Origin of the sequence: Shewanella waksmanii ATCC BAA-643 (assembly GCF_000518805.1) — a bacterium.
Taxonomy (GTDB): Bacteria; Pseudomonadota; Gammaproteobacteria; order Enterobacterales; family Shewanellaceae; genus Shewanella; species Shewanella waksmanii.
Genome location: NZ_JAEH01000036.1, coordinates 39,901 through 62,000, shown reverse-complemented (window position 1 = coordinate 62,000; position 22,100 = coordinate 39,901). Strand labels below are relative to the sequence as shown.

Here is a 22,100-nt window from a genome sequence, read left to right as displayed (position 1 = left end):
TGCGACATTAGCTCAGTTGGTAGAGCGATACCTTGCCAAGGTATAGGTCATCGGTTCGAACCCGATATGTCGCTCCAATCTACTAAGGCGCGATGGCAGAATGGCTATGCTGCGGATTGCAAATCCGTCGATCTCGGTTCGACTCCGGGTCGCGCCTCCACTTTAATGTTTTAGTGCGTAAGCGGTAAAACACACTTTGCCCGAGTGGTGGAATTGGTAGACACAAGGGATTTAAAATCCCTCGCTGAATAAGCGTGCCGGTTCAAGTCCGGCCTCGGGTACCATCATTCGATGACAAAAAGCCTCAACATTTGTTGGGGCTTTTTTGTTTGCTCAATCTAATTTCAATTTTCTTATCTGCAATAGATAGGTATAATGTATGCAAGTTTCTGTAGTGGTCGTATTATGAAATCAAATCAAGGTTTTACACTAATTGAATTAGTGGTGGTTATCATTATATTGGGTGTGCTTGCCGTTGTGGCCGCGCCGCGATTTATTAACCTAAGTCAAGATGCCCATGAATCAGTTGCTAAAGCAGCATTTGGTGCGTTTAGCTCTGCGGTTGGGTTATATCATCAGTGTTGGCAAGTCGAAGGCAGTAACCGCAATGAGTTCAACTTAGCCTGCTATGGTGATGGGAGTATTGACTCCACGAACACTGGTTATCCTTTAGGACAAGACACCTTAGCTGGCGGCAACAACGGTACTCAACTTAATGGTGAATACTGTCGCGAACTCTGGCAAGGATTGCTAGACAACAATGAGTTTGTATTGAGCTATCATCACGATGCTGCATTTGGTGGCGACACAGATATTGTCTATTGGTATGCCGGTGGTGCTGTCAGTAGCCCTAACACCTACTGCTATTTCAACTACATAGCCGATGATCAGCGCAAGGGACAAGAGAATTGGCAATTACGCTATTACCCTGGAGAGGGTAAAACAGTCGTAACGCGCGCGACATTAGGTTAATTGTTTAGGTTAAACACCGAGTTAAATTAAGTTTTTATTTCATTTCCAGTTGATAGTACCAATTTGCTGACTTTTTGCCATAATTTATACTGGAGGTATGGCAATGGTCAGCTTGGTTCGTGCTCTATGTATATTGGTGTTACTCAGCAGTTTGACGCTTCAAGCTGGGGATAATCTCAACCTCGCGATTAGCAGTTTAAGGCACCAAGTTAACATCATTCATTTTGCCACTCATGATGAACTGTTCGCCAGCCATTTAGATACGCTTGATAATGAGCCCGCTATTGGCCAGTTGCAGCCAATTATTAACGATGTGCGTATGTTCTGGCAAAGTCAGCAAATTCCCCTACGTGATCGATCAACTAACTTTGATGAACCATCAACTGATACCATACTCAGCCAAGTGCTTGGCAGTGAGCCAGCGTTAGAAGACTATTTAGCAGTCAGTAATCGAATTCGCTATTTAAGTTTTGCTAGTGCCCAATACGATTGGCAAGCTATTAGCCCTGGAGGCTGGTTAAAATTAGGCGATGCGCACCGCAGTATTCCAAAGCTACGCACTCGATTAGCGCATTTAAGCGATAACTCAGTGCAAGATCTCAATAATGTCGTGTTCGATGACGCTTTAGAGCAGACAGTATTAAACTTTCAAAGGCGCCATGGGTTAGAACCTGATGGCGTGGTAGGCCCCGCAACATTACGTTGGCTTAATACGACAGCCTATCAACGGGCGACAATCATTGCTGAAGATTTTGTTAATAGAAGTCGTTATTTAGCTTCCGTCGGGCAGCGGTATTTACTGATTAATATTCCTGCATACGAAATGGTGTTAGTCGACAGCGATCAGGTAGTGTTGAATTCTAGGGTTATTGTCGGTAAACCGTACCGTAAAACGCCGTTGCTGCAGAGTCAGATCAGTAATATGGTGCTTAACCCTACCTGGCGTGTGCCACGTAAATTGCTTAAACGCGATTTGTTACCGAAAGTCGGTGCAGATGGTAGCTATATCAGTGAAGGTAAATTTCAAGTTTACAATCGCGCAGGTGATCTGGTGGTTAAATCTGATCAAGAGTGGCAAGACCTCGCTTTTGGTGACTTCCCTTACCGGTTAGTTCAGCAAGCTGGTGAGTCGAATACGCTTGGGCGTTATAAGTTCTTTTTTGAAAACTCCTACAATGTATATTTACACGACACATTAGACACAGAGCTGTTTGAGCGCAGTGATAGAGCGTTATCGTCTGGATGTATTCGGGTTGAAAAAATCGAGCAACTTGCCAACTGGATGGCGGCGAATCTTGTCAAAGATAAGCAAACATGGGTAGAGATGCAGGATGATAGAAACACGACTCAGTGGTTTTCATTGCATCAAACCTTACCCGTTCATTTAGTATATTGGACCTCTTGGGTCGGAAAACAAAATAAACTCCAATTTAGAACAGATATATATAAACGTCATCAAAAGCTTAGCCTTGAACTCGCCAGCCAATAAGGGTTGTAGGCAATAACCCCAAGTCAACTTTATCCGCATTAAACTTGCTTTCATTGATTAAAACGGCTAATTTGTCGCCTGTTTTGGTTAAAAAATAGGCTTTGGTGGTTAATGTGTCGATAGTTTGTACCTCTCGTAGACAAGTGTTATTAGGATTAAGTGGCGTGGCGATGTATTCAGTGTTACCGAGTAAGGCACACGCAAGTCGTTCAACGAAAGGAATTCGACAGCTAAGCTTTTATAACAGACATACTGGTGAGCAGACTCAAGGGCGTTACTGGGTTGATGGTGATTATCAGCATAAAACCTTGACCGAGTTTAGCCATGTTTTGCGTGATCATCGTCGTAATGAATCTGCGCCGATGGATAAGCGCTTGTATGACTTTTTATTCAACTTGCAGCAATCAGTGAACTTTGATGAAGAGTTTCATGTGATTTCTGGTTATCGTTCGCCTAAAACCAATGCAATGCTTGCGGCTAAGAGCAATGGCGTAGCCAAGAAAAGTTATCATATGAAAGGCATGGCGATGGATATTGCGGTGCCAGGGATTGATCTTAAAACCTTGCGCGAAGCTGCGATAGAACTCAAGCTCGGTGGTGTGGGCTATTACCCACGTTCGGGCTTTATTCATGTCGATACAGGCCCAGTAAGAACCTGGTAAGCCACCTATTGCGCTAGAGGCTGAAAGTATTTGTTGTTGTGGGGCGGCTGTGCTAGTATTGCCGCGCTTAAAAAGCGGTTGTCATTGGTCGAAAATGGCAACCAACCTAAATTTGTTATTATAAGTGAGAAAAACATGTCTTATACAATCGTTGCACAAACACGTACTACAAGTGGGAAAGGTTCGAGCCGCCGCCTACGTCATGCTGGTAAAGTACCTGCAGTTATCTATGGCGCAGGTAAAGAAGCAGTTTCTATCGAATTTGCTCACAAAGATATCATCAACATTCAAGAGAATGCTGATTTCTACACCAGCGATATCACTATTACTTTAGACGGTAAAGATATCACTGTACGTGCACAAGCTATGCAACGTCACGCATTCAAGCCTCTAATCGAGCACGTTGATTTCACTTACGCTTAATTGCTGAGTTTAACAACGAAAAAGCGCCTTTAAGGCGCTTTTTTTATGGCTGCTATTCGTCGGTTTTCTCTGGGCAGCGTGCGATTATTTGTGTTTCTCCGGTAGGGCTTTGTTCTTCTAGCATGACGTCAAACCCCCAAAGCCGATGCAAGTGCTTTACGACCTCATGACGGCTTTCCGCTAATGGTATGCGGTTGTTGGGGACATACCTTAGTGTTAACGACCTATCACCGCTAATGGCGACATTTTACACTTGGATATTGGGCTCTAAGTTTGACAAGTTGTATTGCTGCGACAGCATTTGACGAATATCGCGATACCCTTGTTCATCATGTATCGCTGAGACACTAAGGTTTTGTTTTTGATCGTCATCTAAAATACCAAATAGTTTGAATTGCCTAATGATATTGGGTGATAAATACTGACTGATAAAACTCTCGTCTTTAAAATTCTGCATAGCAAAATGAACGGTTTCTAACCAGTTGCTACCTGCCATATCTGGAAACCACTGCTTGTCCTCTTCGGTGGGGTTTTCACATATCCGGCGAATATCCACAAACATATTAAAGCCCAGCGCATAGGGATTAATGCCGCTGTAATAAGGGCTATTGTAACTGGGCTGAGCAACGACATTAGTATGGCTTTGCAGGAACTCCATCATAAACCTATCGGTAACTAATCCATCATCGTACAGGTGGTTTAATATCGTATAGTGCCAGAAGGTAGCCCAGCCTTCGTTCATCACTTGGGTCTGCTTTTGTGGGTAAAAGTATTGGCCCATTTTTCGTACGATACGCACGATCTCGCGCTGCCATGGTTCAAGTAATGGCGCGTGTTTTTCTATAAAGTACAAAACATTTTCTTGTGGTTCAGTGGGGAAGGTGGGCTGTAACTCTTCAGGCGCTGCTGTTTGACTTAATGGCACCGTGCGCCAAAGATCATTCACTTGGCTTTGTAGATACTCTTCTCGTTGTTTTTGGCGAACCTTTTCTTCTTTAAATGATATTTCGCTAGGGCGTTTATAACGGTCAACCCCGTAATTCATCAAGGCATGGCAAGAATCGATAATTAGCTCAACTTGCTCGGTACCATGGCGCTCTTCACAATCACTGATATAGTTTTTAGCAAATACGAGGTAGTCGATAATAGAACTGGCGTCGGTCCAGGTTTTAAATAGGTAGTTATTTTTAAAAAAGCTGTTGTGGCCAAAAGAGGCGTGGGCCATCACTAATGCCTGCATCGTGATGGTGTTTTCTTCCATTAAATAAGCGATGCAAGGGTCAGAGTTGATAACAATTTCATAGGCTAAGCCCATTTGCCCGCGCTTGTAACCTTGTTCTGTTTCAATAAACTTTTTGCCAAATGACCAATGGGTATAACCAATGGGCATCCCAATTCCAGCATAGGCATCCATCATCTGCTCAGCAGTGATCACTTCAATTTGATTCGGGTAAGCATCAAGCTTGTAGTGATTGGCTACTCGCTCAATTTCCCCTAAATATTGTTGTAATAGCTCGAATGTCCAATCTGGACCGTCACTTAATGGCTGTTTTTTAGGACTTTCCATAGCGCCTCCTACTAGACCGATTGCTTTTTAAATAGCTCCCTAAACACAGGGTAAATATCTTCGGCTTGTTTTATGTGTTGTACGGCAATATTGTCGTAGGCACTTTGTAAAGCTTCATACTCTCGCCACAAGGTTTGATGCGCCCGGTTGGTGATTTCGATATAGCTAAAGTAGCGAACTACTGGTAGTAACTGTTTTTGCAGTAATTGGCGACACGCAGGAGAATCATCGGCCCAGTTATCTCCATCGGAGGCCTGCGCAGCGTATATGTTCCATTCGCTCTCTGGATAACGTTTTTGTTGGATCTCATGCATTAATTTCAACGCACTTGAGACTATGGTGCCACCGGTTTCTTGAGAGTAGAAAAATTCGTGTTCATCGACTTCTTTAGCCTGAGTGTGATGACGAATGTAGACCACTTCTAAATTTTTGTACGTCCGGGTCAGGAAAAGGTACAGCAAAATGTAAAAACGTTTCGCCATATCTTTAGTCGCTTGATCCATCGAACCAGACACATCCATTAAACAAAACATCACTGCTTGACTAGAAGGGACCTCCTTTTTAGCAAAGTTGTTGTACCTAAGGTCAAAGGTATCAATAAATGGCACTTTGGCGATGCGCTCTTTAAGCTGCAATATCTCTGCTTTAGTCGCCAAAATCTCATCACTGCTGGAACCTGGGGTGTTTTCCAAGTCCGCTAGTGTCTCCTCAAGTGCAGCAAGTTGTTTGCGTTTATTACTGGTCATCGCCGTTCGTCTAGCTAATGAAGATCGTAGTGAACGTACAATATTGATGTTGGCCGGTACGCCGTCATTGGTAAATCCAGCGCGATAGGTTTGATACTCAACCAGTTTATTGAGGCGGTTGTTTTGCAGGTTTGGCAGCTCTAAGTCTTCAAATAACAGCTCCAAATATTCGTCTTTTGAAATTTGAAACACAAAATCATCTTGTCCTTCACCGGAATCTGATGCTTCGCCTTGCCCGGCGCCTTGCCCACCGCCTTGAGGTGGTCTTTCTATTTGATCTCCTTTGGTAAATTGGTCATTACCGGGGTGAACTCGTTCTCTGACACCACCTTGTCCTTGATGAAAAGTTGGCTCGCTAATATCGCGAGTTGGAATACTGATCTTCTCACCTTTATCAACGTCAGTAACACTACGACGAGTGACGGCGTCACTGACAGCTTTTTTGATTTGCTTCTTATAACGATTAATAAAGCGCTGTCGATTTACGGTGCTTTTTCCTTTGGCATTAAGCCTGCGGTCTATGAAATTGGCCATATACACCTCGCTAGTCAAGCGGGGAGTTGCCTCCCCATGACAAAGTTTAAGACGACTTTCTCACTCGTAAATACCACTCAGATAGCAATCTTACTTGCTTTTTGGTGTAGCCTTTTTCCATCATTCTGTTGACGAAATCATCGTGTTTTCGCTGATCATCCGTCGATGTTTTTGCGTTGAATGAAATAACCGGTAATAGGTCTTCCGTGTTGGAGAACATTTTCTTCTCTATCACCGTCCTGAGTTTTTCGTAGCTAGTCCATAATGGGTTAGTACCTTCGTTGTTGGCGCGGGCACGCAGTACAAAATTTACAATCTCATTGCGGAAATCTTTGGGATTGCTAATGCCTGCGGGCTTCTCTATTTTCTCCAGTTCGGCGTTCAATGCCGATCTATCGAATAATTGTCCGGTTTCAGGATCGCGGTATTCTTGATCTTGAATCCAAAAATCGGCATAGGTGACATACCTATCAAAGATGTTTTGCCCGTATTCAGAATAAGACTCTAAATACGCAGTTTGGATTTCTTTGCCGATGAACTCCACATATTTGGGGATTAAGTAGCCTTTTAAAAACTCCAAGTAACGCTCGGCCATCTCCGATGGGAACTGCTCTTGTTCTATTTGCCTTTCTAAAACATAAAACAGGTGAACGGGATTCGCTGCGATTTCACTGTGGTCGAAATTAAACACTTTTGACAAAATCTTAAACGCAAATCGGGTAGATAACCCCTCCATCCCTTCATCTACACCAGCGTAGTCACGGTATTCTTGATAGGACTTAGCTTTAGGGTCGGTGTCTTTGAGGCTTTCACCATCATACACACGCATTTTGGAGTAAACAGAGGAGTTTTCCGGTGTTTTTATGCGAGATAACACGCTAAATTGCGCTAATGTTTCCAGCGTTCCTGGCGCACAAGGAGCGGTACTGAGCTCAGAATGAGCCAGCAATTTGTCATATATTTGGATCTCTTCAGATACCCGGAGACAGTAGGGGACTTTAACAATGTAAACACGATCTAAGAAAGCCTCGTTGGTTTTGTTGTTTCTAAATGTCGTCCATTCCGATTCATTAGAATGTGCCAAGATGATGCCGCTATAGGGAATAGCAGATAATCCCTCAGTGCCATTAAAGTTACCCTCTTGAGTGGCTGTAAGCAGCGGATGTAACACCTTTATCGGCGCCTTAAACATCTCCACAAACTCCATTAAACCTTGGTTAGCGCGGCATAGTGCGCCTGAATAGGAGTAGGCATCAGCATCATGCTGGGCAAAATGTTCCAGCTGCCTAATATCCACCTTGCCGACCAATGAGGAGATGTCTTGGTTATTTTCGTCCCCTGGTTCTGTTTTTGCTATTGCCATCTGGTCGAGGATTGATGGATAGACTTTAACAACGCGGAACTTAGAAATATCGCCGCCATATTCATGCAAGCGTTTCACCGCCCACGGCGACATAATGCATTTGATATAGCGCTCTGGGATACCATATTCGCTTTTTAATAACTCGCCATCTTCTTCTGGGTCAAATAGGCTAAAAGGGTGATCGTTAACTGGACTTCTCACCCCGTCGGCGCTCAGCACATAAATAGGCACATGCTGCATAAGTGCTTTGAGCTTCTCTGCTAAAGAGGATTTACCGCCACCCACAGGACCCAACAAATAGAGGATCTGCTTGGACTCTTCCAGCCCTTGAGCAGAATGCTTCAAATAGGCGACAATTTGCTCGATGGCTTCTTCCATGCCATAGAAGTCTTTGAATGCGGGATAGCGTGAAATGAGTCTATTGGAAAAAATTCGGCTTAATATCGGATCTTTTGAGGTATCGACAACTTCAGGCTCACCGATTGCAATCAAAAGCCGCTCTGCTGCCGAGTCATAAGCGATGCGATCTTCCTTACAAATCTGCAGAAATTCTTGCAATGAATACTCTTCATCTAGCTTTTTTTCGTAGCGCTGTTGGTAATGCTCAAATATACCCATTTTCCACCCCCTGAGACGCTCAAATAAGATAAATTGGGGTGACTAAACCAAGCCACCTATATTTAAATATAGTTGGCTTTTAAAAACTTGCAGAGAAAAAGTCTAATAAAAACAATAAGAAAACGTTGCAATTGCAACAGTTGCAATTAGTGGCGTGTTAAAGGTTGAGTGAAAAAACCATAAAAAAAGGAGCCTTAAGGCTCCTTTTGAACTTGTGGCATAGTTTAGCCAGCGAAGTTTTGGTTAACGAATTCCCAGTTAACTAGTTCCCAGAAGTGAGCTAGATAGTCAGGGCGAACGTTACGGTAATCGATGTAGTATGCGTGCTCCCAAACATCAACAGTCATTAAAGGTGTAACACCTTCATCTGTTAACGGGGTTGCTGCATTGCTAGTGTTAACAATTGCTACGCTACCGTCAGCATTTTTAACTAGCCAAGTCCAAGCACTACCGAAGTTGTTTACAGCTGCATCGGTAAATTTAGCCTTAAACTCATCAAAAGAACCGAACGCTGCATCGATTGCTGCAGCGATATCACCGGTTGCTGCACCGCCACCATTTGGTGATAGGCAGTTCCAATAGAAAGTGTGGTTCCAAATTTGGGCTGCGTTATTAAAGATACCACCAGTAGAGGTCTTAATAATCTCTTCTAGGCTCTTTTCTGCAAGTTCAGTACCTTCAACTAAACCGTTAAGCTTTACTACGTAGGTGTTGTGATGCTTGCCGTAGTGAAACTCAATAGTTTCTTGAGAAATATGGGGCTCAAGTGCGTTCTTAGCATAAGGTAATGCGGGTAATTCAAAAGCCATTTGTATTCTCCATTGACATTCAATTGTCTTTATTAGTTTTGCTCACTGCGCCACATTCTACCTGATAATAACGTGATGTGAATCATTGTTTTTGGCATTTTATAGATTATTTTAATCGGTTTTTACCTTGTAGCTAAAGCCCCTAAAAAAAGTAGGTTTTAGTTATGCCCCTTCCTGACGTACAATAGCCTAAACCAACGATTACCTTATGATGTGAGTATTAGGAATTTATATGGAAACCAATGAAACAGTAGAAAAGATTAAGCAGCAAATCGCAGAAAACCCAATCATTCTTTACATGAAGGGTTCACCTAAATTACCAAGCTGTGGTTTCTCTTCTCAGGTAGGCCAAATTATGATCAACTGTGGCGCTCAGTTTGCTTATGTTGATATTCTGCAGCACCCTGATATTCGTTCTGAGTTACCAAAATACGCTAATTGGCCGACATTCCCACAATTATGGGTAGAGGGTGAATTGGTTGGTGGCTGTGATATTTTGGTTGAAATGTATCAAAAAGGTGAGCTACAGACGCTGATTGCTGAAACTGCGGCTAAATACCCAGCGCAAGAAAGCTAATTACAGCCTAAATATTACTTAAAAAAGCCCGCTTTCGCGGGCTTTTTTATTTACACTTGCGCTGGTTTTTCAGGCAAAGGAAGTAGCAAGTTCATTGTAATGGCGACAATGCCACACAAGCTAATTCCCGTTAGGCTGAAAGAGCCGATACCAAATGCCATGCCGCCTATGCCAAACACCAATGTCACGCCAACAATACATAAGTTTCTTGGCTCGCTTAAATCGACTTGATTCTTAATCAGTGCATTTAAACCAACTGCAGCAATAGAGCCAAATAACAAGCACATAATGCCGCCCATAACGGGCACTGGAATGGTTTGCATTAACGCACCGAGTTTACCGACAAAGGCCAACACGATGGCTGTGATGGCTGTCCAGGTCATGATGACTGGATTGAAATTCTTGGTTAAGGTTACCGCACCGGTGACTTCTGAGTAGGTGGTATTAGGTGGCCCACCAAATGCTGACGCTGCAATTGTCGCGACACCATCACCGGCTAAAGTACGATGTAAACCAGGTTTTTTCATATAGTCCTTACCGGTAACATTGGAGATCGCTAAAATATCTCCTATATGCTCTACAGCAGGGGCGATTGCGACAGGGATCATAAAGGCGATTGCATGCCAGTTAAACTCAGGTGCGACAAAGTTTGGCATTGCCAACCAGGCGGCTTGCTCGACAACAGAAAAATCTACAATTCCATAAAGCAGACTCAAACTGTAGCCGACAATAATACCCGCTAAAATGGGCATTAATTTTAATAAGCCTTTAGCAAATATCGCTACGGTAATTGTGGTGAGTAACGAAGCTAAAGAGATGATTATTGCCGTGTTATAGTCGACTAATACCGCGCTGCCATCTCCCGTTTTACCTAGCGCCATATTGACCGCAACAGGCGCAAGTCCGAGGCCAATAACGATAATAACGGGCCCAACAACAACGGGAGGCAATAGACGTTTAATAAAGCCATCTCCTCGTACTTTTACCAGCGACGCCAAACAGATATAAACTAAACCAGCTGCCATTAACCCGCCCATGGTTGAGGGGATCCCCCAAGTTTGAACCCCGTACATGATGGGGGCGATGAAAGCAAAAGAGGAGGCCAAAAAAATGGGTATTTGACGTTTAGTGATTAACTGAAAGAGTAGGGTACCGATACCAGCGGTGAACAAGGCAACGTTAGTGTCAAGGCCGGTTAACAATGGCATCAGTACGAGCGCACCAAAAGCCACAAATAACATCTGCGCACCTTGAAGTGGCAAAGCTAAATTTTTCATTGTTATTCTCATTTTTGGATAAACTTAACAATAGTAACCACCATTGGATACTTTTTCATTATCTTTGCTCACATATCCCTCTTTTTTATGAATAAAGAACCAGCAAAAGGCTGTTTCTATAGGACTGAATGTGCATCGCTAACAGATTAATGTGTTACACTCTTTTCATTATTCATCGAGATAGATTTTGATACGGATGTTTATACGCCTAATTACTGCATCACTAGTCATATTCAGCAGCTTATTCATTACATCACCCCTACTTGCTGCTGTGAGCAGTGCTTTAGATGAGAGCACTGTTGCTGTTGAAGACCGTTCTCGTACACTACGTAGCAAGGCACTTAAGACTGCATTGCAGGATGTGATTTTAAAGAACTCTGGCAGTGAAGCCGCTTTATCTCACCCCGTTATCCTCGAGAGCCTCAAGAACCCCAGTAGTCTGACGACACAGTTTGGTTACCAAGAAGCCGATGGCGAGTTGCTGCTTAATGTCAGTTTTGATCACAGCAAAATTATTGCGCTGTTACGTCAAGCACAACTACCCGTTTGGGGTAAACAGCGGCCAACAACGTTATTTTGGCTGGCGCAGTCAGATATGACTGACAGAATGATTATCAGTGACTCTTCTGATAGCGAGTTAAGACAAGTTTTTAATGACTTCACCCAAGCAAGGGCTATCCCGTCAGTTTTTCCTTTAATGGATCTTGATGATTCGATGAACATTTCGGTCAATGACGTCCGAGGATTGTTTGTCGAGCCAGTGGCCTTAGCCAGTGCTAGATACCAACCTGATTATTTTGTCTTGGCTTCTATCGATACGGTGAATGAGCAAACCCGTTATGCTTTTTCGCTTTACCAAACTCAGACTGATGATGCACTCTTAACGCCGTTAGTATCCAAACGTGCTGAGGTTACCAGTGCCGATGACGCTGCGGCACAAATTCTTTCTGCTGTTAGCGAATATTATGCGGGCCGCTATGCGATTGCAGATAGTGGTGAAGCGAACACCACTAATATACGCTTTGTCGATATCGCCAATCGCAAACAGTTGGTCGATATTGAAAAGTACTTGCTACAACTCAGTGCGGTGAGCGCCGTGAGGTTGGTCTCACTTAATGGCTTATCGGTAGAGTATCAGCTTAACTTATTTGGTACCGAAGAAGATTTACATCGGTTAATGAAATTAGAGTCAAGAATTGATGAATTGCCACAATTGGAACTCGAGCTTGATCAACAAAGTTTGAGCGTTCCTGAGTACATTTGGCAGGGCTAGTTTGCTCATCCATTTGTAAATATATAAATAGATAGAGATTTTATTGAGTGAATTTTAACTCACCAAGACAATTGTCGCTGCCGGTTCACTTACCGGATGATGAGACATTTAGTAGTTATTACCCCGCTGCAGGCAATGATCAATTGATCCAAAGCTTGCAGGCATGTGCCCTTGGCACTTCAGAAAGTTCGGTTTACCTATGGGGACCCATTAAATCGGGCCGCACCCATCTGATGCACGCAACCTGTGCACAAGCCAATGAAGCAGGAAAAAGTAGTTTTTATTTGCCGTTGGGCATCCATGCTAGTATTTCTACCGAGCTGTTAGAAGGCCTTGAGCAACTTGATCTAGTGTGCATCGACGATATCGATGCCATCGCAGGGCACCCGTTATGGGAAGAAGCTTTGTTTGATTTGTATAATCGAATGGCAGAGCAGCATGGCAACACCTTAGTGGTGAGTGCCAGCAGTGCCGCCACTGAAGCTGGTTTCACTTTGCCTGATTTAGTATCCAGAATGCAATGGGGGCTCACTTATCAGTTACAACCTATGGCTGATGAAGAAAAGCTTGCAGCACTGCAGCGCCGAGCAGCAATGCGAGGCTTACAACTCCCTGAAGATGTCGGGCGTTTTCTACTTAATCGACTGGCGAGGGATCTAAGGACATTGTTTGATGTGCTTGATCGTCTTGATAAAGATTCATTGGTCCATCAGCGTAAGCTAACAATCCCATTTGTAAAAGAGATGCTTAGGCTATAGCCTAAGCATCTTGGTTTCTCACATCATATTTAGTGGCGATTGCCACTTAACTGCAGCGGCGGCTCCATTTGAGCGCTCACAGCTGGTGTCCGCTGATAACTTTGTACTCCTGCTTGCTGCGGATTGATTAAAACTAAATTATCAGCCCAGCTTTTTCCTGCTTCCATAGCAATTGGCGCGGGCAGTGAGCTAACTAAGGCATTGCCATCTAATTCTGGCATCATTTGGTTTATGACCAATGCCGAGCGGTTTTCTAGTGCTGCTTCACCAATTCTGCCTCTTTGGCCCCAATCGACGATGATATTATATTTGTTTGGGTTTTCGGGGCTATCAGTGACACCCACATCACGCAAAATGCCATAGCGGTAGCTCATCATGGCTTCTTCAAACAACATTGCGGCATCTTCCCGCGGTGTTGAATAGGCATAGGAATCAGACGCTCTATCGGCGCTAAAGAAGCCAGTAATGTCGGCTGGGGTATAGCCTTTTTGGGTTTCCGTGGCACTTTTGCCTCTAAAGAGTACATCGGCTAAGTCAAACAGTTCTTGGCTGTTGAGTGGGTATTGTGATGTCAACATATCTGAAATGAGCGCTTTATCATTATTGCGCCTGACGTAATCGTCGTACAGCGTCGGCCCGGTAAGCTCGCCATGGATACTTCGAGGAAAGAAGTCATTAGCGTGGGCTAGCTCATGGTATAACAAAGAGGCAAGATCGCCAGACAATTGCTGCATATCGCGGCTATTTCGCTGCGTAATGTCATCAATATAAGAGACATATTTATTATCTTTCACATAGCGCCAGGGCATTAAAAAAGGCTAACTCATTGCTAAAACCAGAACGATAATCTGGCGCCTCGTTGATACTATCTCGTTGCTCTGGCGTTAGCCATAAATCATTGGGGTCAAGATAGATGGCACCGGTTACCACCCAGTAAAAAGAGGGGCGTACGTCATAACTGATCACTATCGCTGTGACCGATTGTAATAAGGTAGCAAAATCACTATGGGGATCGAGCTCTGTTAGGAAACGTTCAAAATTCTCTCCCATCCATTGATGAGAAACCAACAATCTATCCATGATTGCCTGTTTATCAATCCGGCTACTTTGTTGACCAATTAGTGGCAAGGTTGCGATATTACAGGGCTCATTAAGTTGATTGGAGTATACGCACGTATCAAGTACTGCTGCGTAGGGTGAGTTTGGTTTATAAGCAAAGGTTGTCGCGACGGGCTCATCGAAGTAAGGGGAGGTAATCGCTGGTTGTTGGGTGACCAACACATTGACATCGTCGCTGTAGTTTACTCCTGCAATAGTGCCGCTGGCTCTTAACGTGATAATAGTATCGTCATTGACTTGCGGGGCAGTGAATAGTGGTCTTTCAGGATTAGATAAATCCAAACCAACTGTCGGCCCTTGAGCAATACACCAAGACAAATCGTTAATGACTTGTCCTGCAATTCTTTGGGCTCTGATACTGACCCCATTACCTGATACGACTTGATGATCGGCGTTAACTTTAAGTGCCGAGCCTGACTGGCCAACATCGATAGTAACCAGCTCGGTTAGGCTGGTATTTTGACTATTAATTGTGACGCTAAATTGATAACTGCCATTTTGCGGAGCTTCAAAATTTAGTACCGGAGAGCGCACGCTGGTAAGGCTTAATGGTGCGCCGGTGATCTGTTGCCATTGATAGCTTAACTGGTAGCTTGGCGTATTGGCTAACTGTGCAATGATACTAGCCGGTTGGCCTTGATAGTAGTTTTGTTCGGTCAAAAAGCTGATATCTGAGTCGGTATCAAGCAGCAACAATTCAGTCGATGTGTCGCAGCGGCTAAGATCGGGTAGCGGCGGCGTGGTGGGTTCACCCGAATCGCCACTGTCACTGCCACCACCGCATGCGGTCATGGTGAGTGCCATAGTTAGCGTAAGTAGGCTAAGCTTGCGCATGTAAACCTCCATCAAATATCAGCTCAATCAGCATGATATTGGTGTTAAATTTGCTATTTATAGTTATACGTTTTTAAAGCGTTACACGATCGAAAAGTTAGATTTAGCGTGTATGAGTGTGCTTTGTTTGGTTGTGAACACATTACACGCTCGTTATAAAAATGTCATCACAATCAGGCACAAGGCTGGACTTTCAGGTGGCAGGACTTTCCGGTAGGGGCGACAGATAAAAAAAGCGCTATTAAGCGCTTTTGTTTTTGTTCTTTTTCAACCCTAAGCCCAATTCGCGGCCGCGTAACCGTGCATAAAAGGGGAATCCCAGCATTAATAAGCCTAGTAACAGTACTTCGGCAATGGCGAACAATAGGTGTGTTTCTGTTACCCAAAGTAAGGTTAGGCCATGCAACATGTACAAACATAATATGAAACTGGCCCAAGCGTAGGTATAGGGTTTACCCTGTAACACGCCTTTTAAAGGTGCTAACAAGGGTAGTACCCACAGTAAGCTAAATGCCATGGAGTATTGACCGCTTAAGCCCTTATTGATAAACCATCCGCTTAGCAGCAGCACCAAGATGATGTAGCCTGCGCGGCACCACTGAAATAAGGCTGATGTTGTCATGGTTAACTCTTTATATAATTGATAAAACGTTTTCTGGAGGACGACCAATTGCTGCTTTACCGTTAGCCAGTACTATCGGGCGTTCAATCAGCTTAGGTGTGCTGGCCATCGCGCTGATAAGTGCTTGCTCATCGGTGACATTGGCGAGACCTAACTCTTTGTATTCAGTTTCTTTGGTGCGCATTAGCTGGCGTGCATCAATGGCTAGCTTGGCTAATATGTCTTTGATTTCAGTGACGCTTAGCGGATTTTTTAAGTATTCTATTGTGGTGATCTCACAATTGTTTTCTTCAAGCAAGGCCAATGTTTGACGGCTTTTTGAACAGCGAGGGTTGTGAATAATACTAACTTGAGTCATTGAGTTATTCTCGATAGAAACGATGTGACTATAATACTTGAAAAGTTGAGCGGAGTCACAAAACTACCGCTCACTATTCACGCTATTGAAGCGCCTCAATAGCGCGCTTGGATTGTTTAAACTGCCTTATTCTGGCTTCAATCCTAGCAAGTTGTAATGGATTCTTCTCTGACAGGCGATAGGCAAAGTTTAATTGATCTATTGCACCGCTATAATCAGCCCCGAGTGCCATGGTCTCGGCCTTAACAAAGTGCTCCATGGCTTTATCACCAGTCTTTTTGTAGGCGTCGCTAAGTAGGTACAAGGGCAGCTGGTTTTGTCTATCCAGAAAAATCATCTCTTCTAATAAAGGAATCGCTTTGCTGGCTTTGCCGCTTTCGATATAGGCATGTGCAAGGTTTGTGTTGATCACAGCAGAAGTGGGTTTTAAGCGTCTATGGCGCTCGAGCAGCGCAAGTGCGCCTTCATAGTCCTCTTTCTCAATCAGCAGATCTGTTTTGGTATCAATGTAGAAAAGGTTATTTTTGTCGTTGGCCAATAGGTCATCAATAATTTTTTCTGCGTTGACAAAATCCTTGGTTCTAAACAATGCCAGTGCTTTACCATAAAGAGCTGCTTCTCTGAACTCATAAGTGCGGCGCTGCAATTGTCTATCGAACAACATGATAGCGGCTTCATCACTAAAACTACTGAAACGTACTTGAATACGAGCTTTAGCCAACTGGAAGTCTAAGTTATCGGGAATGTAGCGGTGCGGGTATTGTGCAGCGCGGTTGCGAGCCTCAGTAATACGCGATTCTGGCAATGGGTGAGTCAGCAACATTTGCGGCGGCTTGCTGGTAAAGCGATAGCGAGTGGCTAACTTTGCGAAAAAGTCTGCAGCGCCATTAGGGTCAAATCCGGCATCAACCAAGATTTGCATGCCAATACGGTCAGCTTCTTTTTCATGTAGACGTGTGTAGTTAATTTGTGCCTGGGTTGCCAATGCTTGGGTGGTGGCCAAAGCTGCCATGCCCGCTTGTGGCGCGGCAATGGTAAGTAAGATAGCACCTAGCATACCGGCGATAGTTGCCGTCGAGCTTTTTTGTTGTGCTTCGATTGAGCGTGCTAGATGGCGTTGGGTAACGTGGGTAATTTCGTGACCGAGTACCGAAGCTAACTGACTTTCGTTATCGGCATTGAGAAACAGCCCGGTATGAACCCCGACATGGCCACCAAAAAATGCGAATGCGTTGATTTCATCATTGCGCAGCAAGAAAAAATAAAACGGGGTCTTAACGCCGGTGGCATGGGCGACAAGTTTATTGCCTAACTCAGTTAGATATTGATTTAAAACCGGGTCATTGACCATAGGTGCAGAAGATCGAATAACGCGCATATAAGCGTCGCCATATTCGGTTTCTTTTTCTAAACTAAATGTGTTGACCGCTGCAGTACCAAGATCAGGTAAATCATTATTAGCCACTGCCAATGGTGCGGTTACGGTAAACATCAAAGAGACGATGCCAGCCAACACTTGCTTTTTGGTTTTGATATTAATCAAGCGAATCCTTACAGTTTTACTCGTTTTCGTCAGCAAAAAATTTCGTTGTTGATACAAAAACCTACAACTCAAATTAGCTATAATACCGTTTTAATCGTTATTATCGTTAAAAGCGGGCGATGGCATTAACTCACTGCTTGAGCTTTTATCGGAGACTAAGGATAATGGCCTTAGTTTGTCTTTAGCAAGTTGATTATGATTTTTCTTGATTTAACTCCGTACAAATGTCCATTAGCCTTGGTAAAGTTGAAGCTTGCGTTAAAACAGTTATCACATCAACAAGTCTTGTCTGTTACTTTGTCAGACTCTGGAACTAGGCAAGATGTTCCCCGGTTTTTACAAAAAGCGCAATATCGCTACCGTATAGTCAGCGATACGCCACAATGCTGTGTGGTAGAAGTTGAAAATAATGTGCAGTAAATTTATGTTTTCTTTAGTTGGCGCAAAAAATCATGTTTGTGGTTCTGCCACTTAATTTTTAGGAAGAGTGAATGTTAAGCCTTTTAAATAAATGGTATAAAGCCCGCTTCAGCGATCCCCAAGCCGTCACCTTAGTGATGATTATCATCGGCTTAGCGTTAATACTATATTTTGCAGGTGGATTGTTAGCGCCGTTACTTGTGGCATTGGTGCTAGCATTTTTGCTGGAGTGGCCGGTAGCCCAAATGCTGCGGTTGGGGATGAACCGTTCAACCGCCGCATCATTGGTGTTGGTGCTGTTTGTGGGGTTGATGTTGCTCATCGTCTTAGTATTGATGCCCAGTATTTGGCGACAAGGCTTAGCCTTGATATCTGATTTACCAAGTATGATAGACAAAGGCCTAATCACCGCGCAGGGTTATATCAATCAATACCCACAATTTATTGCTGCAGATCAGCTAGATAGCATGGTTAATCAGCTTAAAAAAATGCTAGACACTCAGCATCTACTGGATTTTGGTAAACAACTCATAGGCTATTCTGCCTCGCTTTTGGTGTTGATGGTATACGCGATTTTGGTGCCGTTATTGGTGTTTTTCTTCCTTAAGGATAAAGACAGCCTGATTAAAGGTAGTAAGCGTTTCATTCCGACCAATCGTGATCTCGCCCGTAAAGTTTGGTACGAAATGCATCAACAGATATTCAATTATATTCGCGGTAAAATTATTGAAATCGTGATCATTGGTGTAGTGAGCTATCTGTTTTTTGCAATCATGGATCTACGTTATGCCGCGCTACTGGGTGTATTGACGGGCCTATCTGTACTTATTCCGTATGTTGGCGCCACGTTAGTTACACTGCCGATTGCGTTAGTGGCCTTTTTCCAATGGGGGATCAGTCCTGAGTTTGGTTATTTGATGCTGGGTTACGGTATCATTCAGGCTTTAGATGGTAACTTGTTGGTTCCTATTCTGTTTTCAGATGCTGTCGATCTGCACCCAGTGTTTATTATTGCTGCCGTATTGGTATTTGGCGGCTTATGGGGGGTGTGGGGCGTATTCTTTGCCATTCCTTTGGCGTCATTGGTTAAGGCAGTCATTAATGCGTGGCCGCAACTACCTGAAGAGCAAAGCGCGCAAGATCAAGCTCAGGAGCAACAATCAGCCGAGCAACAAGTCAGTTCTTAACAATAGGGCGCTCCTCATGCTGTGTCTTGGCTGTGAGGAGCTACTTAAGTTGGTCTTTAGCTACTGAGGCTAGAGCGCGGTAGATGATACTGGTATGCTGCGCTTTAATATTCCAGTGTTGCCAATATAGCGCCACATCAATGTGAATATCGGGAGTCACTTCAACCAGACTGCCGCTGTCGAGCAATGTTTGAGCTTGCAGGTGACTCACTAACCCATAACCCATGCCTAGTTTAATGGCTTCTAGAAAACTCTCAGAAGAGGGGATTTGGTGCTCAGCCCATTGGCCGGCTTGCATTTGAAAATGTTCAGCCAAAAACTTCTGATGCAACAGATCTTTTGTATTAAAGACCACTGCCGGTGCTTTAGATAGGCTGTCTTGATTGATGCCGTTTGCAAAGTACTGCTGATAAAACTCTGGGGTTGCTAGGCAAAGATAGCGCATGTCACCAAGGTGATCGCTGCTGCATCCTGCCAATGCCTTTGCTGTGGTGGTCACACAGCCGACAGCTTCTCCGTTTTTTAATAGGTGATGAGTATAAGACTCGTCATCAATGATTAATTCAAGAATCCAACCATGGCGACTAAAGACACCAGCAAGTGCCGGTAAAAACCAAGTTGCTAGTGTATCGGCATTAACAGCAATACTGACCTTAACCGGTAGGTGGCTGTCTTGATAACCAATTTCATGGTTAAGTTCATCTTCCAACAGCTGCACATGATTAAAGTGACGCAATAGCCGCTTGCCAAGTTCCGTTACCGTCACAGGGCTAGAACGGATCAGTAGCGCTTGACCCACTCGCTCTTCTAATTGCTTGATACGTTGAGATACCGCTGACTGTGTCACACACAATATTTTGGCGGCTCGCTCAAAACTACCTTGGTTTGCTACTACGTAAAGCGCGTGTAATTGTCCATAGTCCAACATCTGTTATCTCCTTACTTTCGATGTATTAGTATAACTTATGGTGCATTAAAATAATTAGTTTTATTTAATTTTAGCTTAGAACTACACTGCACTCATTGAAATATCACCAGTAAATTTAGTCCTATGAATCGACTAAAATTTTTCATTTGAAAGGAGTATTAGCTGTGCACGCATTTGTTCAAGGTGTAGGGATTGGCGCGAGCCTCATTATGGCCGTTGGCGCGCAAAACGCCTTTGTACTAAAGCAAGGGTTAAAGCAGCAACATTCAATGCCAATAGCAGCGTTATGTTCATTCATTGATGCGGTCATGATTTTGGCCGGCGTCGCTGGATTTGGCCATTTGATTCAAGCGTTCCCGCTGCTAAAAGATATCGCTAGCATTGGTGGCGCGGTGTTTTTATTTGCCTATGGCACTGCTGCGCTGAAGTCATCGTTTGTGGCGCACACTATTGAACAAGCTAGCCAACTGCAAGGGCAAACGTTAAAGGCCGCGATACTCACCACGCTGGGAATTAGCTTATTAAACCCACACCTTTATTTAGATACGGTAGTGTTGCTTGGGAGTATCAGCACCCAATTTGTTGGGAGTGATCGCTCTATGTTTGGAGCCGGCGCGGTACTGGCATCATTTCTCTGGTTCTTTAGCCTGAGTTTTGGGGCGAGATTCCTAAGTCCGTTATTTCAAAATCCCAAAGCTTGGTGTTATTTGGACCGCTTTATTTGGCTGACGATGTGGGCGATAGGATTAGGGCTTATTTATCCCTACATGAGTTAAACGAAAGTAGTGAACATAAAGTAACTAATAAAAAGCCCTCAATTGAGGGCTTTTAATATTAAGCGGTTTTTAAATGTTCAAGCACCACAGTATGGTGCTCTTTGGTTTTAAATTTGTTGAATACATGGGCAACCTTACCATCTTGGCCGATAAGGAAACTGAGGCGATGAATGCCATCATAGATTTTACCCATAAACTTCTTTTCGCCCCAAACGCCAAAAGCATCAGCGATGGCATGGTCTTCATCACTAAGTAGCGAAAAGTTTAGTTCATGTTTTTCAGCAAAACGGGCTAACTTCTTAACTGGATCTGGACTAATGCCAAAAACGGTAACGTTGAGATCATTGAGCTCACTTGAACTGTCTCGCAGGCCGCATGCTTGCACAGTACAGCCAGGGGTAAGTGCTTTAGGGTAGAAATAAACTAACACGGGTCCATCTTTAAGCGCCGCTTGTAGCTCACAGCTTTTGTCGAACTGGTTTTGCAATGCAAATGCGGGGGCGGTGTCACCTACGGTTAATGTTTTCATCGTTGAATACTCACTTTTATTAGTTGTTATCTATGCCTTGCATTCTTTCAATATGGCAGCTTAATGACATATCGGTTGCCAACTCTGCTATTGAGACTTCTAACTTATCAATATCGACTTTTTCGGGAACATTAATGGTTAGAAAAACGTTTTGTGTTGGGTTGCCGTCGCTATCTTCTTCAGCGTGTGAGCGAACTGCGGCTAAATCAAGTGAGCGGTCTGCTAAGAACTGGGTGATTCGTTTCATGGTTCCGCGCTGATCTTTACCATTAAAGGTAACTTCTAGCCGGCTGACATAATTAAGAGGGGTATGTTTAGAAGTCCGCTTGGTTACGGTCATTAGTTCCAGCTCAACACTTAAGGCGGGCAAGCTGGTTTCCATTTTTGTAATTGAAGCCCAAGAACCCGACATCATCATGATGAGCGTAAATTCATTGCCAAATAGCGCCATGCGGCTATCAACAATATCGCAGTCACACTCACTGGCTAGCCTTGCAAACCTACTGACAATACCTGGACGATCGCCACCCAGAGCAGTAATGACTAGATGATTGGACATGAAACTTCCCTCAATTAGTACGGTAATTTGTTCATTAACTCATCAATTAAGAAGGGTTAATTTTTAGAGGGCGCAATGTTACCACAACTTGCCAGTTTTGAGACCCCCGTCTAAGTAATCTCTTCCATATATCAACAGTATATTGGCCACAACAACG

20 protein-coding genes, 3 tRNA genes and 2 pseudogenes are annotated in these 22,100 nt (G+C 43.8%); 13 read left to right on the top strand and 12 right to left on the bottom strand.

The annotated features are described in order from the left end of the window. Position 1: 1 nt before the first annotated feature. From L865_RS0114530 to rplY, 7 genes are all read left to right on the top strand, one after another. Positions 2 to 77 (top strand) — tRNA-Gly (locus L865_RS0114530). A 9-nt stretch (positions 78 to 86) separates the two neighbouring features. Beyond that, positions 87 to 160, top strand: a tRNA-Cys gene (locus tag L865_RS0114525). A gap of 38 nt (positions 161 to 198) precedes the next feature. Then, a tRNA-Leu gene (locus L865_RS0114520) sits at positions 199 to 284 on the top strand. 121 nt (positions 285 to 405) lie between these two features. Next, positions 406 to 972: a type II secretion system protein gene (locus L865_RS0114515; RefSeq protein WP_028773898.1), complete on the top strand. Its 567-nt coding sequence runs from the start codon at positions 406 to 408 to the stop codon at positions 970 to 972. A gap of 103 nt (positions 973 to 1,075) precedes the next feature. Next, on the top strand, positions 1,076 to 2,461 hold the full coding sequence (locus L865_RS0114510) for a L,D-transpeptidase family protein (protein WP_245608447.1): 1,386 nt from the start codon (positions 1,076 to 1,078) through the stop codon (positions 2,459 to 2,461). 113 nt (positions 2,462 to 2,574) lie between these two features. Then, a complete protein-coding gene (mepK, locus tag L865_RS0114505) occupies positions 2,575 to 3,123 on the top strand; it encodes a peptidoglycan L,D-endopeptidase MepK (RefSeq protein WP_028773896.1) in 549 nt (182 codons plus the stop codon). A 135-nt stretch (positions 3,124 to 3,258) separates the two neighbouring features. Then, positions 3,259 to 3,546 (top strand): 50S ribosomal protein L25, encoded by a 288-nt coding sequence (rplY, locus tag L865_RS0114500; RefSeq protein ID WP_028773895.1) that lies wholly within the window; start codon positions 3,259 to 3,261, stop codon positions 3,544 to 3,546. 52 nt (positions 3,547 to 3,598) lie between these two features. Here rplY and L865_RS23900 read toward each other — a convergent pair. The 4 genes and pseudogenes from L865_RS23900 to sodB all read right to left on the bottom strand — a co-directional run bounded on the left by L865_RS23900 (position 3,599) and on the right by sodB (position 9,183). Then, positions 3,599 to 5,113: pseudogene (locus tag L865_RS23900) on the bottom strand (SpoVR family protein). A gap of 11 nt (positions 5,114 to 5,124) precedes the next feature. Further along, positions 5,125 to 6,393, bottom strand: coding sequence for a YeaH/YhbH family protein (locus tag L865_RS0114490; protein ID WP_028773894.1), 1,269 nt, complete (start codon positions 6,391 to 6,393; stop codon positions 5,125 to 5,127). A 46-nt stretch (positions 6,394 to 6,439) separates the two neighbouring features. After that, entirely contained in the window at positions 6,440 to 8,374 is a 1,935-nt protein-coding gene (locus tag L865_RS0114485) for a PrkA family serine protein kinase (protein ID WP_028773893.1), read from the bottom strand. 224 nt (positions 8,375 to 8,598) lie between these two features. Continuing rightward, positions 8,599 to 9,183 carry a superoxide dismutase [Fe] gene (gene sodB / locus L865_RS0114480; RefSeq protein WP_028773892.1) on the bottom strand — a complete coding sequence of 195 codons (585 nt, stop codon included), beginning with the start codon at positions 9,181 to 9,183 and terminating at the stop codon, positions 8,599 to 8,601. 232 nt (positions 9,184 to 9,415) lie between these two features. Here sodB and L865_RS0114475 point away from each other — a divergent pair, with 232 nt between their 5' ends. After that, positions 9,416 to 9,760, top strand: a complete 345-nt coding sequence (locus tag L865_RS0114475; RefSeq protein WP_028773891.1) for a Grx4 family monothiol glutaredoxin — start codon at positions 9,416 to 9,418, stop codon at positions 9,758 to 9,760. A 50-nt stretch (positions 9,761 to 9,810) separates the two neighbouring features. Here L865_RS0114475 and L865_RS0114470 read toward each other — a convergent pair whose 3' ends face one another. Beyond that, positions 9,811 to 11,037, bottom strand: a complete 1,227-nt coding sequence (locus L865_RS0114470; protein WP_028773890.1) for a uracil-xanthine permease family protein — start codon at positions 11,035 to 11,037, stop codon at positions 9,811 to 9,813. Positions 11,038 to 11,233: 196 nt separating this feature from the next. Between L865_RS0114470 and L865_RS23895 the strand changes: the two genes are divergently transcribed. Both L865_RS23895 and hda read left to right on the top strand, forming a co-directional pair. Next, positions 11,234 to 12,310 (top strand): DUF2066 domain-containing protein, encoded by a 1,077-nt coding sequence (locus L865_RS23895; RefSeq protein WP_051484625.1) that lies wholly within the window; start codon positions 11,234 to 11,236, stop codon positions 12,308 to 12,310. Between the two features lie 47 nt (positions 12,311 to 12,357). Beyond that, on the top strand, positions 12,358 to 13,068 hold the full coding sequence (hda, locus tag L865_RS0114460) for a DnaA inactivator Hda (protein WP_028773889.1): 711 nt from the start codon (positions 12,358 to 12,360) through the stop codon (positions 13,066 to 13,068). Between the two features lie 29 nt (positions 13,069 to 13,097). Here hda and L865_RS26130 read toward each other — a convergent pair. From L865_RS26130 to bepA, 4 genes and pseudogenes are all read right to left on the bottom strand, one after another. Beyond that, positions 13,098 to 15,033, bottom strand: a pseudogene (locus L865_RS26130) (hypothetical protein). Between the two features lie 229 nt (positions 15,034 to 15,262). Next, on the bottom strand, positions 15,263 to 15,643 hold the full coding sequence (locus L865_RS0114450) for a DUF2069 domain-containing protein (protein ID WP_028773888.1): 381 nt from the start codon (positions 15,641 to 15,643) through the stop codon (positions 15,263 to 15,265). Between the two features lie 10 nt (positions 15,644 to 15,653). Further along, entirely contained in the window at positions 15,654 to 16,001 is a 348-nt protein-coding gene (gene arsC, locus L865_RS0114445) for an arsenate reductase (glutaredoxin) (RefSeq protein WP_028773887.1), read from the bottom strand. An 82-nt stretch (positions 16,002 to 16,083) separates the two neighbouring features. Continuing rightward, complete coding sequence (bepA, locus tag L865_RS0114440) at positions 16,084 to 17,550, bottom strand: beta-barrel assembly-enhancing protease (protein WP_028773886.1); 1,467 nt, start codon at positions 17,548 to 17,550, stop codon at positions 16,084 to 16,086. Between the two features lie 189 nt (positions 17,551 to 17,739). Here bepA and L865_RS0114435 point away from each other — a divergent pair, with 189 nt between their 5' ends. Both L865_RS0114435 and L865_RS0114430 read left to right on the top strand, forming a co-directional pair. Then, entirely contained in the window at positions 17,740 to 17,964 is a 225-nt protein-coding gene (locus L865_RS0114435) for a sulfurtransferase TusA family protein (RefSeq protein ID WP_028773885.1), read from the top strand. A gap of 71 nt (positions 17,965 to 18,035) precedes the next feature. Next, positions 18,036 to 19,151, top strand: coding sequence for an AI-2E family transporter (locus L865_RS0114430; RefSeq protein WP_028773884.1), 1,116 nt, complete (start codon positions 18,036 to 18,038; stop codon positions 19,149 to 19,151). A gap of 40 nt (positions 19,152 to 19,191) precedes the next feature. Here L865_RS0114430 and L865_RS0114425 read toward each other — a convergent pair whose 3' ends face one another. Continuing rightward, positions 19,192 to 20,079: a LysR family transcriptional regulator ArgP gene (locus L865_RS0114425; RefSeq protein WP_028773883.1), complete on the bottom strand. Its 888-nt coding sequence runs from the start codon at positions 20,077 to 20,079 to the stop codon at positions 19,192 to 19,194. Positions 20,080 to 20,288: 209 nt separating this feature from the next. Between L865_RS0114425 and L865_RS0114420 the strand changes: the two genes are divergently transcribed. Further along, positions 20,289 to 20,855, top strand: coding sequence for a LysE/ArgO family amino acid transporter (locus L865_RS0114420; protein ID WP_211237701.1), 567 nt, complete (start codon positions 20,289 to 20,291; stop codon positions 20,853 to 20,855). Between the two features lie 58 nt (positions 20,856 to 20,913). On the opposite strand, the gene bcp is transcribed toward L865_RS0114420, so the two are convergent. Both bcp and L865_RS0114410 read right to left on the bottom strand, forming a co-directional pair. Further along, positions 20,914 to 21,384 (bottom strand): thioredoxin-dependent thiol peroxidase, encoded by a 471-nt coding sequence (gene bcp / locus L865_RS0114415; protein ID WP_028773881.1) that lies wholly within the window; start codon positions 21,382 to 21,384, stop codon positions 20,914 to 20,916. A gap of 19 nt (positions 21,385 to 21,403) precedes the next feature. Further along, on the bottom strand, positions 21,404 to 21,943 hold the full coding sequence (locus tag L865_RS0114410) for a glycine cleavage system transcriptional repressor (protein ID WP_028773880.1): 540 nt from the start codon (positions 21,941 to 21,943) through the stop codon (positions 21,404 to 21,406). Between the last annotated feature and the right edge of the window lie 157 nt (positions 21,944 to 22,100).

What these genes read in the sequence shown, in the direction of transcription:
- L865_RS0114435 (WP_028773885.1), top strand. Translation starts at nt 17,740, where the DNA reads ATGATTTTTCTTGATTTAACTCCGTACAAATGTCCATTAGCCTTGGTA.
- L865_RS0114420 (WP_211237701.1), top strand. Translation starts at nt 20,289, where the DNA reads ATGGCCGTTGGCGCGCAAAACGCCTTTGTACTAAAGCAAGGGTTAAAG.
- L865_RS0114450 (WP_028773888.1), bottom strand. Translation starts at nt 15,643, where the DNA reads ATGACAACATCAGCCTTATTTCAGTGGTGCCGCGCAGGCTACATCATC.
- L865_RS0114490 (WP_028773894.1), bottom strand. Translation starts at nt 6,393, where the DNA reads ATGGCCAATTTCATAGACCGCAGGCTTAATGCCAAAGGAAAAAGCACC.
- arsC (WP_028773887.1), bottom strand. Translation starts at nt 16,001, where the DNA reads ATGACTCAAGTTAGTATTATTCACAACCCTCGCTGTTCAAAAAGCCGT.
- bcp (WP_028773881.1), bottom strand. Translation starts at nt 21,384, where the DNA reads ATGAAAACATTAACCGTAGGTGACACCGCCCCCGCATTTGCATTGCAA.
- L865_RS0114475 (WP_028773891.1), top strand. Translation starts at nt 9,416, where the DNA reads ATGGAAACCAATGAAACAGTAGAAAAGATTAAGCAGCAAATCGCAGAA.
- L865_RS0114430 (WP_028773884.1), top strand. Translation starts at nt 18,036, where the DNA reads ATGTTAAGCCTTTTAAATAAATGGTATAAAGCCCGCTTCAGCGATCCC.
- sodB (WP_028773892.1), bottom strand. Translation starts at nt 9,183, where the DNA reads ATGGCTTTTGAATTACCCGCATTACCTTATGCTAAGAACGCACTTGAG.
- L865_RS0114510 (WP_245608447.1), top strand. Translation starts at nt 1,076, where the DNA reads ATGGTCAGCTTGGTTCGTGCTCTATGTATATTGGTGTTACTCAGCAGT.
- rplY (WP_028773895.1), top strand. Translation starts at nt 3,259, where the DNA reads ATGTCTTATACAATCGTTGCACAAACACGTACTACAAGTGGGAAAGGT.
- L865_RS23895 (WP_051484625.1), top strand. Translation starts at nt 11,234, where the DNA reads ATGTTTATACGCCTAATTACTGCATCACTAGTCATATTCAGCAGCTTA.
- L865_RS0114470 (WP_028773890.1), bottom strand. Translation starts at nt 11,037, where the DNA reads ATGAAAAATTTAGCTTTGCCACTTCAAGGTGCGCAGATGTTATTTGTG.
- L865_RS0114410 (WP_028773880.1), bottom strand. Translation starts at nt 21,943, where the DNA reads ATGTCCAATCATCTAGTCATTACTGCTCTGGGTGGCGATCGTCCAGGT.
- L865_RS0114425 (WP_028773883.1), bottom strand. Translation starts at nt 20,079, where the DNA reads ATGTTGGACTATGGACAATTACACGCGCTTTACGTAGTAGCAAACCAA.
- L865_RS0114485 (WP_028773893.1), bottom strand. Translation starts at nt 8,374, where the DNA reads ATGGGTATATTTGAGCATTACCAACAGCGCTACGAAAAAAAGCTAGAT.
- L865_RS0114515 (WP_028773898.1), top strand. Translation starts at nt 406, where the DNA reads ATGAAATCAAATCAAGGTTTTACACTAATTGAATTAGTGGTGGTTATC.